This window comes from Moraxella nonliquefaciens, from assembly GCF_001679005.1.
Taxonomy (GTDB): Bacteria; Pseudomonadota; Gammaproteobacteria; order Pseudomonadales; family Moraxellaceae; genus Moraxella; species Moraxella nonliquefaciens.
Map to the genome: position 1 here is coordinate 140,206 of NZ_LXTW01000012.1, position 17,307 is coordinate 157,512.

Here is a 17,307-nt window from a genome sequence, read left to right on the forward strand (position 1 = left end):
TGTTAAAAAACTGTGCTAAAATAACTGCAAAATGCAAAAGAAGATATATAGAGAGTAATTCATGAGTAGGCAAAACCGCCAAGATAATGACTTTTTAAATGACCACCCATTGCCCCTGTCCAAATCCACCCAAATGATAAGCACCCAAAAATTTGCCAATGCCAATCTGTCGCATCTGACCAATACCAGCGTACACAATTTTGAGTATAATTTTGATAAAGTGGGCAGGTTCACCCCCAAGCATTTGACGCTTGTTCCACGCCATCGTGGTGACGTTCCTGATGAGCTGACAGAGATGTTTGGTACGACGCTTGGGCGAGTACTTGTGGCACGGCAGGTTGACAGTGTTGATGAGATGGACATGTCTGCGGCAAAGCTATTACCAGCGAGTGATTTGCTGGGGATGGATGTTGGGGCAGAGATTATCAGCTGTGCCATTGACGATGGCAGACGCATTCTTGTTGTCGGTGATTTTGACTGCGATGGGGCAACATCAACGGCACTTATGGTGCGATGTTTGCGTGAGATGGGGGCAAATGTAGAGTTTTTGGTGCCTGACCGCTTTAAATTCGGTTATGGGCTAACCCCTGAAATCGTGGCACATGGTGCAGATGAATTTGACCCAAAACTTATCATTACGGTAGATAATGGCATATCTAGCCATGATGGGGTTGCCAAAGCCAAAGAATTGGGTATTGATGTTGTCATTACCGACCATCATTTGACAACAACGAGTTCACCTAAGGCAAGTGCGGTCATCAACCCCAATCAGCTTGGTTGTGAATTTGGCAGTAAGTCATTGGTGGGTGTGGGTGTGGCGTTTTATGTCATGGGGCGTGTCGCCAAAATCCGTCGTGATATGGGCAAATCAACCACGCAAATTACCAAATACCTTGACCTTGTGGCATTGGGAACGATGGCAGATGTTGGTCATCTTGACCAAAATAATCGCATTTTGGTGATACATGGACTAAATGCCATTCGCAAAGGGCAGTGCTGTGTGGGTATCTTGGCACTTTTAGAACAGGCAGGGCGAGAGGTGCATCAGATGACGGCGGATGATTTTGGATTTGCCATCGCTCCACGCATTAATGCTGCTGGACGTATGGATAACATGCAAACAGGGGTTCATTGCCTGCTGACGGATGATTTTGATGAAGCACACCGTCTGGCAGCAGAGTTAAACCGCCTAAATCACTCACGGCGTACCATAGAAACACAAATGCGTGATGAAGCCAGTAGCATCATCGATGAACTGCACTTCTATGATGAGTCAGAGGATAAGTCTACATGTGCCTCCAAAGCCATCTGTCTGTATCAAGATGGCTGGCATCAAGGGGTGATCGGTATCGTGGCAGGACGTATCAAAGAACAGTTGTATCGCCCAACCATCGTCTTTGCACCTGCTGATGGTGAAAAAGTGGGCGATGATGACCTAATCAAAGGCTCAGGGCGGTCCATTGCAGGCGTGCATATTCGTGATGTTATTGAGACGGTGGCAATGGCAAACCCTGGGCTGATTTTACACTTTGGTGGTCATGCCATGGCAGCAGGCTTGACCATTCACAAGCGGGATTTTGAACGGTTTGGGGTAGAATTTTTAAAAGTGGTGGATGACTTTGATGATGAGTTATTTAGCGAATTAAAATATACCGATGGCACGCTCATCCCTCCTGATTTTAGTTTGGCGTTCGTCCATGCCTTAAAAAATATCAGTGTATGGGGCAATGGTTTTTTACCTCCTACCTTTGATGGGGTCTTTGAGGTGATTAATTTTCGCATTTTAAAAGATAAGCATTTAAAACTAACCCTACAAGCTGATGGCGTACAGTATCCGATAGATGCCATTTGGTTTCATTATGATATGGAACAATGGGATTATCGTGCCAGTAGGGTACATATTTTATTTGCCTTAGATGTTAATGAATGGCAGGGAAATCAGAATTTGCAGCTTATCATCAAGGATTTGGCGGTGTGTGCAATTGATTAAAAATGATTAAAATAAATAATAAAGTGGGTATTTGGCATATTCTATATATTCATCGATATCATGACAAATACAATCTGACCAGCATCAAATTTATTTGCCCTTGGCATCTGCCCAAATGATTTTGTGTAATTGCAGCTGAAAACGCACAGGCAGACCGTCTGCCAAAATCCACTCAGCGAGCTCTACGGCTAAGTTTGGCACGTCTGATTTACGTTCATCAATGTTAAACATGGGTGAAAACCACACCACACCACACTTTTTGTCAAGTTGGTACTGGTGTAATACGTTTTTTGCCCATTCATAGTCAGCACGGTCGGCGATGACGATTTTGATTTGGTCGTGGCAGGTTAAATAATCCAAATTTTGCCATAAATTTTTGGCATTCTCACCCGATGATGGGCTTTTTAAATCCATGACCTTTGACACCGCCACAGGCACGTTCTTGACCGATAACGCTCCTGCTGTTTCTAGCGAAACCTCATAACCGTCATCAACTAATAGTCTCATCAAGGTGATGGCATTAGGCTGAGCAAGTGGCTCACCTCCTGTCAGACAAATGCGTTTGCAAGGGTATTTTTTGATGTACGCCAAAATTGCATCAAGACCCCAACGCTCCCCCCCTGTGAACGAATATGTGGTATCGCAATACACACAACGCAAAGGGCAACCTGTCAGACGAATAAAAATGGTTGGCATGCCCATCGTCAGAGCTTCGCCTTGTAGGGAATAAAAAATCTCCGTCAAACGCAAGCCTGCTGATGGGTCAGTGGTAGGGATGGAGATATTTCGTAAGAGGGGTGGGGAAATGGGATTTGACATGATATGTTTGATTTATAAAATCGTGTATTTTAACAAATTTTTTGGGGTTTTGGCAATGTGCTGCTTTTTGTCATGAATTCACCATAAAAAGTAGCCCCANNTGGGGCTACTTTTTATGGTGGTGTTTTGGTTCATTATCAGGTCAGGCAAGTTGAGCTACGCTGATTTTGTCTGATTTTTCGGTATATTCACTCATTTGGTCAAAGTTTAGGTAGTTATAAACTTCTGCCTCCATGGATTCTAGTTTGCCTGCATACCCCATATACTCTTCAACAGTTGGCAGTTTGCCCAGTACAGATGCCACAGAGGCAAGTTCAGCAGATGCCAGATAGACATTTGCTCCTTGACCTAAGCGGTTCGGGAAGTTACGGGTGGATGTTGAAACAGCGGTACAGTTGGGTGCGATGCGTGCTTGGTTGCCCATGCACAGTGAACAGCCGGGCATTTCGGTTCTTGCTCCTGCTTGGGCATAAGTGTTGTAATAACCCTCATCCATCAGTTGGCGTTCATCCATTTTGGTGGGTGGTGCAATCCACAAGCGAGTGGTTAAGCTGCCTGCTGGTACTTCTTGCAACAGCTTACCTGCGGCACGAAAATGCCCAATATTGGTCATGCACGAACCGATGAATACCTCATCAATCTTATCGCCTGCAACCTCTGAGAGCAGTTTGGCATCATCAGGGTCATTTGGACAGCATAGGATTGGCTCTTTGATGTCAGCAAGGTCAATCTCATATACTTTGGCGTATTCAGCATCAGCATCTGCTTTTAGCAGGCTTGGGTTGTCAAGCCATTTTTGCATATTTTCAGCACGGCGAGCCAGTGTACGAGCATCGCCATAACCTTCGGCAATCATCCATTTTAGCATGACGATGTTAGAGCGTAAGTATTCTGCCACTTTTTCTTCTGATACCGTGATGGCACAGCCTGCGGCAGAGCGTTCAGCAGAAGCGTCGGATAACTCAAACGCTTGTTCAACAGTCAAGTCGTTTTCCATCTCGGTCAAATCAATCTCTAAGATGCGACCAGAGAAGATATTTTTCTTGCCCTTTTTCTCAACCGTCAAATCACCCGCTTGGATGGCATAGTAAGGAATGGCATGAACCAAATCACGCAAAGTAATACCAGGCTGCATTTTGCCTTTGAATTTGACAAGTACAGACTCTGGCATGTCAAGTGGCATCACACCAGTGGCAGCAGCGAACGCTACAAGACCTGAACCTGCTGGAAATGAGATGCCAATAGGAAAGCGAGTATGACTGTCGCCACCGGTACCAACGGTGTCAGGCAACAACATGCGGTTTAGCCATGAGTGAATCACACCGTCCCCGGGGCGTAAGCTGACACCGCCACGGTTCATGATAAAATCAGGTAGGGTGTGATGCGTTACCACATCAATCGGCTTTGGATAAGCGGCGGTATGACAAAACGACTGCATGACAAGGTCAGATGAGAAGCCCAGACATGCCAAATCTTTGAGTTCATCACGGGTCATCGGACCTGTGGTGTCTTGTGAGCCTACGGTTGTCATTTTCGGTTCACAGTAGGTATCTGGGCGAATGCCTTGCCCCTCTGGCAAACCACAGGCACGACCCACCATTTTTTGGGCTAAGGTAAAGCCTTTGCCAGTATCGGCAGGTTGCTCTGGGGTACGAAATAGAGTGGATGGTTCAAGACCCAAGGACTCACGAGCCTTGCTTGTTAAGTTGCGACCGATGATAAGGTTAATGCGACCACCAGCACGCACCTCATCTAGCAGTACAGGGGTTTTTAGCTTAGATTTGGCAATTTGTGTGCCATCTTTAAAGGCGGCAACAGTTGCATTTTCGTGGTCAATTTTTAGGGTAATCTCATCACCCATGTTCATCTCGGTTACATCAATCTCAACAGGCAACGCCCCAGCGTCTTCCATGGTATTAAAGAAAATGGGGGCAATTTTACCGCCCAAACACACACCGCCATCTTTTTTGTTTGGAATGTGGGGAATCTCTTCACCAAAGAACCACAATACAGAGTTGGTTGCTGATTTACGGCTAGAACCTGTACCAACAACATCACCCACATAGGCAACAGGATGACCTCTGTCAAGCAGCTCTTGGATTTGGGTCAAAGGACCAACCTCGCCATTTTTTTCTGGATGAATGCCTTCACGCTTATTTTTTAGCATGGCGTTGGCATGTAGCGGAATGTCAGGGCGACTCCACGCATCTTGGGCAGGTGATAGGTCATCTGTGTTGGTCTCGCCAGTGACTTTAAATACGGTGATGGTCATCTCTTCTGGCACTTTGGGGCGATTTGTAAACCACTCGCCTTCTGCCCAAGATTCTAGTACGGCTTTGGCATTGGCATTGCCCGCTTTGGCTTTTTCTTCTACATCATGAAAAGCATCAAAGACCAAAAGGGTTTTTTTGAGTGCTTTGGCAGCCATCCCACCCAATTCATCATCATCAAGCAGTTCAACCAAAGGTGCAACATTATAGCCACCTAACATAGTACCTAATAGATATACCGCACGCTCTTTGCTCACAAGCGGAGAAGTGGCATCGCCTTTGACAATGGCGTTTAAAAAGGCGGCTTTGACATAAGCGGCTTGGTCAACCCCTGCTGGCACACGGTTTTCAAGTAAGTCTATCAAGTACTCTTCTTCACCTTGTGGAGGGTTTTTTAAGAGTTCAACCAAATCGGCGGTTTGGACATCGGTTAGTGGTTGTGGGGGTACGCCTAAGGCTTCACGCTCAGCGACGTGGGCTCTGTATTCGGTTAGCATTTGCGACATAACAATTCTCCATATGGTAGGTCATAAGTGCTTGATAATGATTTTCACTGTTGCAATAATTATCAAGTGCCTAGACATTGATTTAACAGGCATTATACCCAAATTTTTCCCCCTTATCATACCCTAAAATCTACCCAAATTCAAAAAATTCTCCGCCATAACCACTATTTATTTAAAAAATACCTCACATTTGTCAATGGCTAGGAGATGTTTGTTCTGATACTGATAAATTTTTAATACGCACATCTTGACTTTAAGAATAAAGACTTAACACACAAAAACCCCATCAATGATAAGGGTTTATGATGAAAACCTTGATCATGTGTCTTAATTTTATCATCGCTTTTTGTCTTAAAATAAGGTAAAATAGCCCAATTTATTTTCATATTGATAAAAATAGGCAAGCCATGACCGTCCAAACCTATACCCCAAGCCCAAAACCTACCCCCAAAAAAGCCGTACAAGGCGAAAAATTGCGTGGCTATGACAAAGTTGCTCGCATTCCCATCAAGGTCATTCCCACTGTTGAGACCCCCAAAAAGCCCGACTGGATTCGTGTTAAATTATCCAGTCCTGCCGAGGTGGAACGCATCAAAGGCACGCTTCGCAAACAAAAGCTCTACACCGTTTGCGAAGAAGCTGCCTGCCCTAATCTGCCCCAGTGTTTTGGGGACGGTACCGCCACTTTTATGATTATGGGTGATATTTGTACACGCCGTTGCCCTTTTTGTGAAGTGGCACACGGACGCCCAAACCCCCTTGATGTGGACGAGCCACGCCACACGGCTGAGACCATTTTGGGGCTTGGTTTAAAATATGCCGTCATCACAAGCGTGGACAGGGACGACCTAAAAGACGGCGGTGCTGGGCATTTTGTGGATGTCATTAACGAATCAAAAGCCCTTAGTCCAAATTGCTTGATTGAGATTTTGGTGCCTGACTTTCGGGGGCGTGAACAGGTTGCACTGGATTTATTAACCCAAACCGCCCCTGATGTTTTTAATCATAATATTGAGACCGTGCCACGCCTTTATAAGGCATTTCGCCCCGGTTCAGACTATGGGCATTCTTTGAGCTTATTAAAACAATACAAAGCACGCCGACCTGATGTCGCCACCAAATGTGGATTTATGGTTGGGCTTGGTGAGACCGAAGATGAGGTTTATGCCTTGCTTGACGACCTAAAAGCCCATGATGTGGACATCATCACCATTGGGCAATACCTTGCCCCCAGTAAAAACCACGCCCCTGTGGACAGATATGTACATCCTGATGAGTTCGCCCGTTATACCGAATATGGCAAAAAGCTGGGCTTTTTTAACATTTGGGCAAATCCGATGGTGCGTTCAAGCTACTTTGCCGACCGTCAGTATTATGGTGAAGATTGCCCGCCACCTGTGCGTAGCTCAAAAGTCCTTGCCGAAGAAAAATTGGCAAAGGCAGAGCGTGGCGAAAAAGTTGGGTGTTTTTGATTAACATAAAATTGGGGTTTAATGCCAATTTTTACCCATGCTTTAAAGATGAGATGGTAGCTTTTTTACAATTTTTGTCAAACAAATCATGTTATAAGTCAAAATAAGTCAAAAGCCAAAAACTCATCAATCACCAATTTAGTATTAACCAACATCACCATGACCCAAATTATCCTATCATCCAACCAAATCCACCGCCTACATCATGCGTTTTTTGTGCCGCAAGGTGAAATAAAAGCCACTTTACTTATCGTGCATGGCATGAGTGAGCATGGCGGTCGTTATGCTGATTTTGCAAGGTTTTTGGCGGATAATGGCGTACTTGTGGCAACTTATGACCAGCTTGGGCATGGGCAGACGGTCAAGGACAAATATGAGCTTGGTTTTTTTGACGAAAAACACCCCGTCCAAGCCCTGTGCAAAGATGTCATCATCATGGCGGATAAATTAAAAGACAAGGCACGCACGCTCACCTCCCGCCCAGTTTCCCATTATATCATGGGGCATTCTATGGGGTCATTCATTGTGCGAACGGTACTGACCCATCACGCCATTGCCTTTGATGGGGTTATTTTGATGGGAACAGGCAACAGCTTTGGACTGATTAACCGTGTTGCTCTAATGACACTTGGGGTGATGAATCATCTTAACCCAAAACGCCCCAATGTTCGCTTTGCCGCCTTGCTCAATCATCATCTACTTTCTCAAATCCGTTCACCCATCTGTGCCTCGCCCTTTGCATGGCTGACTGAGAACACTCAAAATGTCAAAAATTTTGAAAATGACCCTTTGTGTGGTTTTGCATTTACCAATAATGGTTTTGTTGCTTTGCAAGCTGTCATCAAAAAAGCCACATCGCCCACATGGTATGCCCACACACCCAAAGATTTTCGCATGTTGCTCGTAAGTGGCAAAGACGACCCTGTCGGACGTATGGGGCAGGAGATTGATGAGTTGCACGATGAATTAATCCATGCAGGGCAAAACGTGCAAGCATGTCTATACCCTAACATGAGACATGAACCGCTACATGAGATGGATAAGGGTAGAGTGTATCAGGACATCCTTTATTGGCTGACTTTGACAGACGACTTTGACAGACAACCATCTCGCCAAGAGTGATGAAACTTTTGGTAAAACCATGTTACAATAGCACACGATGACAATCATTTTTTCATTTATTTTACCCATGTTATTTTCATTCATTTAGGAAATTGTTATGTCTTTACAAAATATCATTGAAACCGCCTTTGACAACCGTGCCAATTTTGGGGCAAGCGACTGCCCATCAGACGTGCGTTCTGCGGTTGAAGAAGTGCTGGCAAGTCTAGATAATGGCTCTTTGCGTGTTGCCCAAAAAATTGATGGCGAGTGGGTTGTTCACCAATGGGTCAAAAAAGCGGTATTATTGTCCTTTAAAATCAATGACAACAAACCCATGAATACAGGTGAATTGGGTTTTTATGACAAAATAGACACCAAATTCAATGGCTGGACAGAAGAAGACTACAAAAATGCAGGCGTGCGTGTCGTTCCCCCTGCGGTGGCTCGTAAAGGCTCATTTATTGGCAAAAATGTGATTTTGATGCCAAGCTATGTCAATATCGGAGCGTTTGTGGACGAAGGCACGATGGTGGACACTTGGGCAACCGTTGGTTCATGTGCCCAAATTGGCAAAAATGTCCACCTATCAGGCGGTGTGGGTATTGGCGGTGTGCTTGAACCCTTACAAGCCAACCCTACCATCATCGAAGATAACTGTTTTATCGGTGCTCGCTCTGAGATTGTTGAGGGTGTCATTGTTGAGGAGGGCTCGGTCATCTCAATGGGTGTGTATATCGGTCAATCCACCAAAATCTACGACCGTGAAACAGGTGAAATCCACTACGGTCGTGTGCCAGCAGGTTCGGTTGTGGTGCCAGGCAATTTGCCAAGCCCCTGTGGAAAATATAGCCTATATGCCGCCATCATCGTCAAAAAGGTGGATGCTCAAACACGAGCCAAAACCAGCCTAAATGATTTATTACGCACCGAGTGAATTAGGGTATTACCATCATAAATATTGATAAAATGAACGATGGCGGTAGAAAAAGACTTTGTTAGCAAAGACAAATTTGATATAATAGGCAAGCAACTTTTTTATCATGAGAGCCTTATGACCACATTTACTGAACAAAAAAATGCCGTAACCCATATTGATGGTGCTTTACATGAAAATGCCAATCTGCGTATTGGGATTGCGGTAGGGCGATTCAATGGCTTTTTGGTTGAAAGTTTGGTAGAAGGGGCTTTGGATGCTCTGTTGCGTCATGGCGTGCTGGGTGAGAACATCACGGTTGTGCGTGTACCGGGGGCATTTGAGTTGCCCTTGACCACCAAACGTATGGCGGTCACGGGCAATTATGACGCCATTGTTGTGCTTGGGGCAATTATCCGTGGGGCGACACCGCATTTTGATATCGTGGCAAGCGAGTCCGCCAAAGGTTTAAGCCATGTGGCTTTGCATCATGACATTCCTGTCATTAATGGCATTTTGACCACCGAAAACATTGAACAAACCATTGAACGAGCTGGCACAAAAGCAGGCAATAAAGGTTATGAGGCTGCCATGACTGCCATTGAAATGGTCAGTGTCTTAAAGGCTCTTTAACCCAAAGTATTTATCCAGATTTCATCATAAAAATAGCATCATTATTGATGTCTTATTTTATTATTGATGTCTTATTTTACTGTTTGGATTTTTGATTTCCCCATTCCCATTAAAAGATGATTTTAATGTAGTATTATTTTAAGGCCGAATATGACCATCCCCAACCCCCAAAATAACCAATTTGACATCAACGAAACTGGCTATAAAACCAGCCATACCGCTGTACGCAAGGCTCGCCGTTTTGCTGTGCAGGGTCTTTATGAATGGCTGATGACCGATTACCGCTTTGCCAAACAAAGACGTGATTTGCTAGGGGGTAATGAGCCACATACCATCGCTGCCCGCACTCGTGCCGATAATGCCATGCATACCGTGCATTTGGGTTATTATCATGAACTGATGCGTGAAATTCCCACACAAGCAGGTGAGCTGATTGTAGAGATTGCTCGTTATCTTGATCGCAGTTTTGACAAATTAGATACCATTGAAAAAGCGATTTTGCTGATTGGGGCGTATGAGCTAAAACACAGTTTGCACATTCCCTATAAAGTCGTGCTTGATGAGGCCATGCAATTAAACACTCACTTTGGAGCGACCGATGCCCATAAGTTCATCAATGCCATTTTGGACAGATATGCCAAAGACATGCGAGAGGCAGAATATCGGGCTAATAAAGCTGAGAAAAAAGCCAAAAATGAGTGATTGGATTTCCTGCAAAACTCCAATTTATTGAGTTCAGATTTTTTACAAAAGCTCTATGCAATACAGACAATCTGATTATTGCCCATCAGTTTTGTAGGAGATTTATTAAAAGGGCGGATGATTCTGCCCTTTTTAAGCCATCAAATTACCATGAGCGAATTTTCCCTAATCCACACCCATTTTAAGCATCTAACCGCCCCCCACCAACATACCGTGTTGGGCATTGGTGATGATTGTGCCATCAGCAACATTCCGCCAAATAACCAGCTGGTCAGCTGTGTGGATACGCTCGTGGCAGGACGGCATTTTGTTCATGAGACCAGCCCCCACGCCATTGCCTATAAATCGGTGGCGGTCAATCTGTCTGACCTTGCCAGCATGGGAGCGATGCCCTATGCCATTTTGGTGGGCTTATCCTTACCAAAGTCCATGGCAAATGACGACTTTTGTCAGGCATTTGCAGAGGGTTTGGCGGCGGCTTGCACACCGTTTGGGGTAGAGCTGATTGGGGGCGACACCACAAGCTCACCCATATTAACGATTTCAGTAACGGCACTTGGATTTGTGCCACATGGGCAGGCAATCACACGCCAAGGGGCATGCGTGGGCGATGTGGTGTGTGTCAGTGGTACGGTGGGGCTGGCAAGCCTTGCTTTGCATGGGATTTTGGACGATTTAAATGGAGACGGGCACGCCAACCGACCACCAGAGAGCTTGCCTGAAAAATTACGCCAAGCCATGCAATACCCCGCCCCACAAGTGGCACTTGGCAAACGGCTCATCGGCTTTGCAAACAGCATGATAGACATCTCCGACGGTCTGGGGCAGGATTTGGGGCATATCTTAACCGCTTCAAATGTCGGTGCGGTGATTGAGCTTGATGCCATACCCAGCCATGCCTTACTTGATGCCTTGCCCCATGCCCAAAAATGGCAACATCAAATCAATGGGGGCGATGATTATCAGTTGTGCTTGACCATGCCTTCTGCTAAACTTGATTTATTCAAAACCCAAAATCCTGATATGCCAATTTATCCCATTGGGCAAATTGTAGCGGACAAAGGGCTAGTGTTTTTACACAATAAAAAAGAAGTGGATTTATTGGTAAAAGGGTGGGAGCATTTTTGATAAATGCTTGTTAATTAAAAAGGCGTTAATCATGAATAAATTTATTTTGGCAATCTTATTATCTCTTAACCTATTTAATATAAACGCTATCGCTCAAAATGCCCAAAAGGCGATGACAGATGCTCAAAAAAGTGCTTATGTTGACTTTCAGACCAATGCTGATATTATTCGTTTAAATCATTTGGTTTATTGGGGTAAATTGATTGATGAATATCGTCAAAAAATGGGATATTATCCTTTTGCTAATCAATCAAAACACCCCATTTATGTGGAGATTGCCACGCCATTACAGCAAAGTTTCTTTAACGGTAATAAACCGCCTGCACCTGCAACAATAAAATCCATGAAAGATTTCGTACAAGAGTTAGAAAAAGGCTTGGGGCGAACCATTGATGAATATTATGACCCACAATATGCCCCAGACGGCAAACCAAATTTTTATATTTATATGATAGACGGACAAGACTATCATTTGGCGGTACATAATTTTTCGCCGTTTTCTTTTGCTCGTCATATTGATGTTAATTATCATAAGGTGGAAATTTCTAATGTCAAAAATCGCACGCTTAATATCACAACTTTGCAAGAATTATTAAACAACAATGCCTTTAAAAAAGCAATGAATAAGCCGATTGATAAGATTGGATTTTTTAATCAGCGAGAACAAAAAAATTTGCACAGCACCAAAGAGTAACTTAAATGCAAAACCACAAACCTGACATTCGTCAAGCAAACCCTTGCCCGCCTTGTCCTGATACCGCCACGGCTTGGGAGAGGGCGATTTATTGGCTTGGGCTTGGGCTTGGCACAGGTTTGCCTAAAAAAGCCCCCGGCACTTGGGGGACAGTGGGCGGGCTTATGATTGCTTTACCCATGCTTTTGTTGGGATTTTGGGGATTTTTGGCGGTTGTGGTGGTTGGCTGTTTGGTTGGCAGTTATGTGTGTGGCAAAACCTCAAAGCTGATGGGCGTACACGATGACCCGCACATTGTCTTTGATGAATGGGTGGGCATGTGGATTTCGCTTTTGCCAAGTGTGTGGTTGCTTGCTCAAACACAAGATACAGCTGAAACTGGCTTAGAGTATTACCACCCAAGCACTGCGTTATTATTCATTGTCCCTTTTGTTTTATTTCGCTTTTTTGATATCATGAAGCCCCCTCCGATTAAATGGGTGGATAAAAATGTCTCTGGCGGATTTGGGATATTGATTGATGATGTGTTGGCAGGGGTGATGGCGGTGATGGTATTTGTGGTGGTTATGCTATTTTTAAAATAGGGGATGAATGACATCAATCATCATTGGCATTGATATGATGATTTGTAAATTTGTAAAAGAGTTTTTGGTAATCACCCCATAAAATGCCCTATTTATTGCCTTTGTCAACTCTGTATGTCAATTTATTGGCACAACAATTTATCATTTTAATTTGTTAATATCAGGAGATATCGTGTTAAACATCGTCATTTTGGCAGGTGGTAAAGGCACTCGCATGAAGTCTGCCAGACCCAAAGTATTGCAACTGTTGGCAGGTAAACCTTTATTGGCACACGTCTTGGCGGCTGCCAAACAAGTGAACAGCCAAAAGAACATTGTGGTTTATGGCTTTCTCGGTCAGCAGGTCAAGAGTGCATTTGCTCATGAGGATATTGAATGGGTGGAGCAGGCTGAACAACTGGGCACAGGTCATGCTGTTGCCATGACCTTGCCTGTGTTGCCAATAGATGGTAAAAGTCTGATTTTATCAGGCGATGTACCGTTAATTGGTGTGGATACTTTGCAAAAATTGGTAAAGAGCCAGAGCTCATTTGCCATGCTTACCATGGATTTGGAAAACCCATTTGGACTGGGGCGAATTATTCGCAAAAATAATCGGGTGATTGCCATCGTAGAAGAAAAAGACGCAACCGATGCTCAAAAAGAAATTAAGGAGATTAATAGTGGTGTCTATTGTATTTGCAATAAAATCTTACATAAATATTTAAATAACCTTAATAATAACAATGCCCAAGGTGAGTATTATCTCACTGATATTGTTAAAATGGCAGTTGATGATGGGATTGATATTGATACAGTGTCACCAGCTTTTGAATTTGAGATTGAAGGGGTCAATGACCGTATGCAACTTGCCAAATTAGAACGTGCCTGGCAGTATCATCAAGCCCAAATGCTGATGAAACAAGGTGTGCATATCATTGACCCAAGTCGTTTTGATTTGCGTGGCACGCTGACGGTGGGGCAAGATGTGCAAATTGATATTAATGTGGTTTTTGAGGGTGATTGTCAAATTGGTGATGATGTCCAAATCGGTGCAGGCTCGGTGATTAAAAATACAACCATTGCAAGTGGTACGGTGATTGAACCTTATAGTGTTTTTAATGATGCAGTGGTTGGTAAAAATAACCAAATTGGGCCTTTTGCCAGATTACGCCCAAAAACAGTAACGGCGGATGATGTGCATATTGGTAATTTTGTGGAGCTTAAAAACACACAAATGGCAACAGGAGCAAAGGCTAATCATTTGGCATATTTGGGCGACAGCACCATCGGAGAAAAAACCAATATCGGAGCAGGTACGATTACCGCCAATTATGATGGCGTGAATAAATTTAGGACAGTGATAGGCGATGAGGTGCGTGTCGGTTCAAATGCGGTACTGGTCGCCCCTGTTCATGTCGGTCATAAAGCAACCATCGGAGCAGGTTCGGTGATTACCAAAGATTGTGAAGATGATAAATTGGTAATCGCTCGTGGCAGGCAAGTTGTCATTGAAAATTGGGTCAGACCTGAAAAGCCCAAAAAAGTGCCAAAGTAACACAGCGAAACAAATACAACCGAACATGACCCATCAAAGCCATGTTCGGTTTTATTGCTCGCCAGTGGGTTTGTTCTTATTTTCAAAGATAATCTCATCGCCTGAACTCTCAGCAATGTCCTCGCCTAAGAGTTCATCACTAAGGGCTTTTTCTGCTTCTTGTGCCAAATGCTCTTTTTTTGCTTCATCTTGCATCTCTTCTATGGCAGCAGCTTCATTGTCATCGGTGATGCTGATGACTCTTTGTTCGCTTTTTTTGCTCTTGGCGATATTGGTATCATTCACCCAATTGATGGGCTCATCTCTTAGCTGATATTTCATAAAATCAATCCAAATGGGCATGGCAAGTGTACCACCAAAAGCACCAGAGCCGAGCGATGCTGGTTCATCATAGCCTAGCCAAACCACTGCCACATGATGACGCTGAATGCCAGCAAACCACACATCTTTGGCTTGGTTGGTTGTGCCAGTTTTGCCACCTAAGTCAGAGCGGAAATTGCCCTTTCTGCCAGTACCACTTGTCATCACACCTTTTAGCATGCCACTCATGTGATTGGTTGTACGTACCGATAGGATACGTGGGGCTTGCTCTGATATGCCATACTGGATGGCTTGTTTGGGGTTTAGACGGTCAAAGATGGGGGCGGCATCCAAAGTTGGGTATTTGTGATGATGGTCATTTTGGCGTGCTTCTAGCTCTTTTTTACCAGCATTGAGACGAGTGATCATCTCTTTGATGCGGTCAATATTCTTTGGTAAATCCTGTTCTTTTTTTCTGTCTTTGTTATTGGTTTTATCATCTGTATCTTGGGCTGATGTGTCGTTTTTTGTATGACCAAAACCGTCCAGTAGGCGAGTGTTTACTTTGCTTAGTTCTTTGTTAAAGCAGGAAGCACAGGCCTGGGCAGGGTTGGCCTGAAAGATGGTTTCATTATGAAAATTATAAATGCGTTCAATGATATAAGGCTGAATGCGATGACCACCGTTGGCAAAAGTGGCATAAGCGGTTGCCATTTGTAAGGGCGTGGCATCAGTTGCCCCCAGTGCCAATGCCAAAGATTGTGGCAGGCGATTTTTTTCTAATCCAAGATAAGATAACATCTCACGAGTAGGTTCAACACCTGCTTTTTGCATCATGCGAATGGAGGGCAGGTTTAGTGAGCGTGCTAAGGCATTGGAGATGGGGACGGCACCACCCACGCCACCGCCAGCGTTTTTGGGTCGCCAGTTGCCAATGATGATGGGGGCATTTGAGATTATGTCATTGGGGCTAAGTTTGGGGTTGTTTTCAAAAGCGGCGGCATAGACCAAAGGTTTGATGATAGAACCCGGTTGGCGATAACCCTGGGTGGCACGGTTGAATTTACTTTGGTTAAAATGAAAGCCACCAACCACTGCTTCTAAGGCACCATTTTGGGGATTGATTGCTACCAATGCCCCTTGGGTGCGTGGTGGCTGAGTTACATACCAGCTGTTACCTTGCTTACTTACTCTGATGATGTTGCCCACTTCAATGGCAGGTTTTAGCTCTTTGCGACTGCCAGCAACCAAATTGGTGCCAAAGCCACGACGTTTGCCCCCAACTTTGTTGTCAGCATAGTGCATGTTCATGATGACACGCACCGTCTCGCCTGATTGGAGTTTGGCTTGGATTTGACCACTTTTAACCGCCACAACTTTGGCAGGTAGCATGTCATCAAAACGCTCACCATCCCTAAACGTAAAGGGCTTAAAGTTTGCCAAATCACCTGTCAATGCTTCAACGCCACGATAAGTAGTATTGGCATAAGCATTGTGATGATAAGTGCCATTTAACACAGATTGCCTTGCTTTTAATTGGTCAGCACTGTCAATGGTCAGCTGCACTCGCCAACCGCTGTCCATGACCTGCCTGCCATAGCGTTCAACAAGGGCAGAACGTGCCATCTCAGCGATATAAGGCAAATTGACATCTAACCGTTCTTGGTACATGTTTAGTCCAATATCAGCGGCAAGTGCTTCATCATATTGTGCTTTGGTGATATAATTTTCGGCAAACATACGTCCAATAATCCAATTACGTCGCTCTAAGGCACGTTTAGGATTGATGACGGGGTTAAAATCGGATGGGGCTTTGGGTAGGCCTGCCAACATTGCCATCTCAGCTATGGTCAAATTATCCAAAGATTTGCTATAATAACGTTTGGCAGCAGCACGAATCCCATAAGCCCCTTGACCTAAGTAAATCTTATTGACATACAAGGTCATGATTTCTTGTTTATTGAGCTGGCTTTCTATTTTGCGTGCGATGAACAGTTCATTGAGTTTGCGTTCAAAGGTCTGCTCGGGGCTTAGAAAGTAGTTTTTGGCGACTTGTTGGGTGATGCTAGAACCGCCCGTTTGTCCATCCGTGGTTGATATCATCTCGGTAATGGCACGTCCAAGCCCCTTAACGCTAATGCCAGTATGTTCAAAAAAGGTATCATCTTCTGCTGCCAAAAACGCTTGAATCATCGTCTCAGGAATGTCTTCATATGCCACAGGCAATGAATATCTGTTGCCATATTGTCCGATGAGTTTGTTGTCTGCGGTATAGATTTGCAAGGGCATCTCTTGGGGCATGGTTTTTAATTCTTTGATGTTTGGTAAGCTCGGTTCTAGATACATTGCCATGCCATAAAAGCCAATTGGAAAAGTTAGCACCAAGATTAAAATCAGTGCAAAAATTGCCAAAATTAGATTTTTTAGGTAAGAAATCAGACGAACGGCAGAATTTTTTTGAGACATAGCGTTTTTAGGTGGTTAAAATTGTTGTCAAAATGTTGTATCATATTCTTTATGTAAAGAATGCGTTACAAAGCATGTTAATTTTGAAAAAATCATGTTAAAATTACCGCTAAGTATAGCAGATTTCCGACGAAACTGGTAAATAAAACTGTGAAGTTGGTATCTTGATATAAAACAGTAACGTGTTGT

At 44.2% G+C, this 17,307-nt stretch carries 13 protein-coding genes; 10 read left to right on the top strand and 3 right to left on the bottom strand.

What is annotated here, in order from left to right; all coding sequences use genetic code 11:
• Positions 1-295: 295 nt before the first annotated feature.
• Entirely contained in the window at positions 296-1,990 is a 1,695-nt protein-coding gene (gene recJ / locus A7456_RS04815) for a single-stranded-DNA-specific exonuclease RecJ (protein WP_227713306.1), read from the top strand.
• 90 nt (positions 1,991-2,080) lie between these two features.
• Here the strand turns inward: recJ and queE are convergent, their stop codons facing one another.
• On the bottom strand, positions 2,081-2,809 hold the full coding sequence (queE, locus tag A7456_RS04820; RefSeq protein WP_197940303.1) for a 7-carboxy-7-deazaguanine synthase QueE: 729 nt from the start codon (positions 2,807-2,809) through the stop codon (positions 2,081-2,083).
• Positions 2,810-2,951: 142 nt separating this feature from the next.
• Positions 2,952-5,576 carry a bifunctional aconitate hydratase 2/2-methylisocitrate dehydratase gene (gene acnB / locus A7456_RS04825; protein WP_067008615.1) on the bottom strand — a complete coding sequence of 875 codons (2,625 nt, stop codon included), beginning with the start codon at positions 5,574-5,576 and terminating at the stop codon, positions 2,952-2,954.
• Positions 5,577-5,992: 416 nt separating this feature from the next.
• On the opposite strand from acnB, the gene lipA reads away from it, so the two are divergent.
• The 9 genes from lipA to glmU all read left to right on the top strand — a co-directional run bounded on the left by lipA (position 5,993) and on the right by glmU (position 14,352).
• The gene (gene lipA / locus A7456_RS04830; RefSeq protein ID WP_067008175.1) at positions 5,993-7,057 is read left to right on the top strand and encodes a lipoyl synthase; all 1,065 of its coding nucleotides are present in this window, start codon (positions 5,993-5,995) and stop codon (positions 7,055-7,057) included.
• A gap of 159 nt (positions 7,058-7,216) precedes the next feature.
• Positions 7,217-8,179 carry an alpha/beta fold hydrolase gene (locus A7456_RS04835; protein WP_067008182.1) on the top strand — a complete coding sequence of 321 codons (963 nt, stop codon included), beginning with the start codon at positions 7,217-7,219 and terminating at the stop codon, positions 8,177-8,179.
• A gap of 97 nt (positions 8,180-8,276) precedes the next feature.
• Positions 8,277-9,095, top strand: a complete 819-nt coding sequence (gene dapD / locus A7456_RS04840) for a 2,3,4,5-tetrahydropyridine-2,6-dicarboxylate N-succinyltransferase (protein ID WP_067008186.1) — start codon at positions 8,277-8,279, stop codon at positions 9,093-9,095.
• A gap of 117 nt (positions 9,096-9,212) precedes the next feature.
• Positions 9,213-9,707, top strand: coding sequence for a 6,7-dimethyl-8-ribityllumazine synthase (gene ribH, locus A7456_RS04845; RefSeq protein ID WP_066888968.1), 495 nt, complete (start codon positions 9,213-9,215; stop codon positions 9,705-9,707).
• A 150-nt stretch (positions 9,708-9,857) separates the two neighbouring features.
• Positions 9,858-10,409: a transcription antitermination factor NusB gene (gene nusB / locus A7456_RS04850; RefSeq protein WP_066888893.1), complete on the top strand. Its 552-nt coding sequence runs from the start codon at positions 9,858-9,860 to the stop codon at positions 10,407-10,409.
• Positions 10,410-10,559: 150 nt separating this feature from the next.
• The gene (gene thiL, locus A7456_RS04855) at positions 10,560-11,537 is read left to right on the top strand and encodes a thiamine-phosphate kinase (RefSeq protein WP_066888965.1); all 978 of its coding nucleotides are present in this window, start codon (positions 10,560-10,562) and stop codon (positions 11,535-11,537) included.
• A gap of 31 nt (positions 11,538-11,568) precedes the next feature.
• The gene (locus tag A7456_RS04860; RefSeq protein WP_066888891.1) at positions 11,569-12,231 is read left to right on the top strand and encodes a hypothetical protein; all 663 of its coding nucleotides are present in this window, start codon (positions 11,569-11,571) and stop codon (positions 12,229-12,231) included.
• Positions 12,232-12,236: 5 nt separating this feature from the next.
• The gene (locus A7456_RS04865; protein ID WP_067008189.1) at positions 12,237-12,815 is read left to right on the top strand and encodes a phosphatidylglycerophosphatase A family protein; all 579 of its coding nucleotides are present in this window, start codon (positions 12,237-12,239) and stop codon (positions 12,813-12,815) included.
• A 169-nt stretch (positions 12,816-12,984) separates the two neighbouring features.
• Positions 12,985-14,352: a bifunctional UDP-N-acetylglucosamine diphosphorylase/glucosamine-1-phosphate N-acetyltransferase GlmU gene (gene glmU, locus A7456_RS04870; protein ID WP_082995475.1), complete on the top strand. Its 1,368-nt coding sequence runs from the start codon at positions 12,985-12,987 to the stop codon at positions 14,350-14,352.
• A 51-nt stretch (positions 14,353-14,403) separates the two neighbouring features.
• Here the strand turns inward: glmU and A7456_RS04875 are convergent, their stop codons facing one another.
• Complete coding sequence (locus A7456_RS04875; RefSeq protein WP_067008195.1) at positions 14,404-17,118, bottom strand: penicillin-binding protein 1A; 2,715 nt, start codon at positions 17,116-17,118, stop codon at positions 14,404-14,406.
• Between the last annotated feature and the right edge of the window lie 189 nt (positions 17,119-17,307).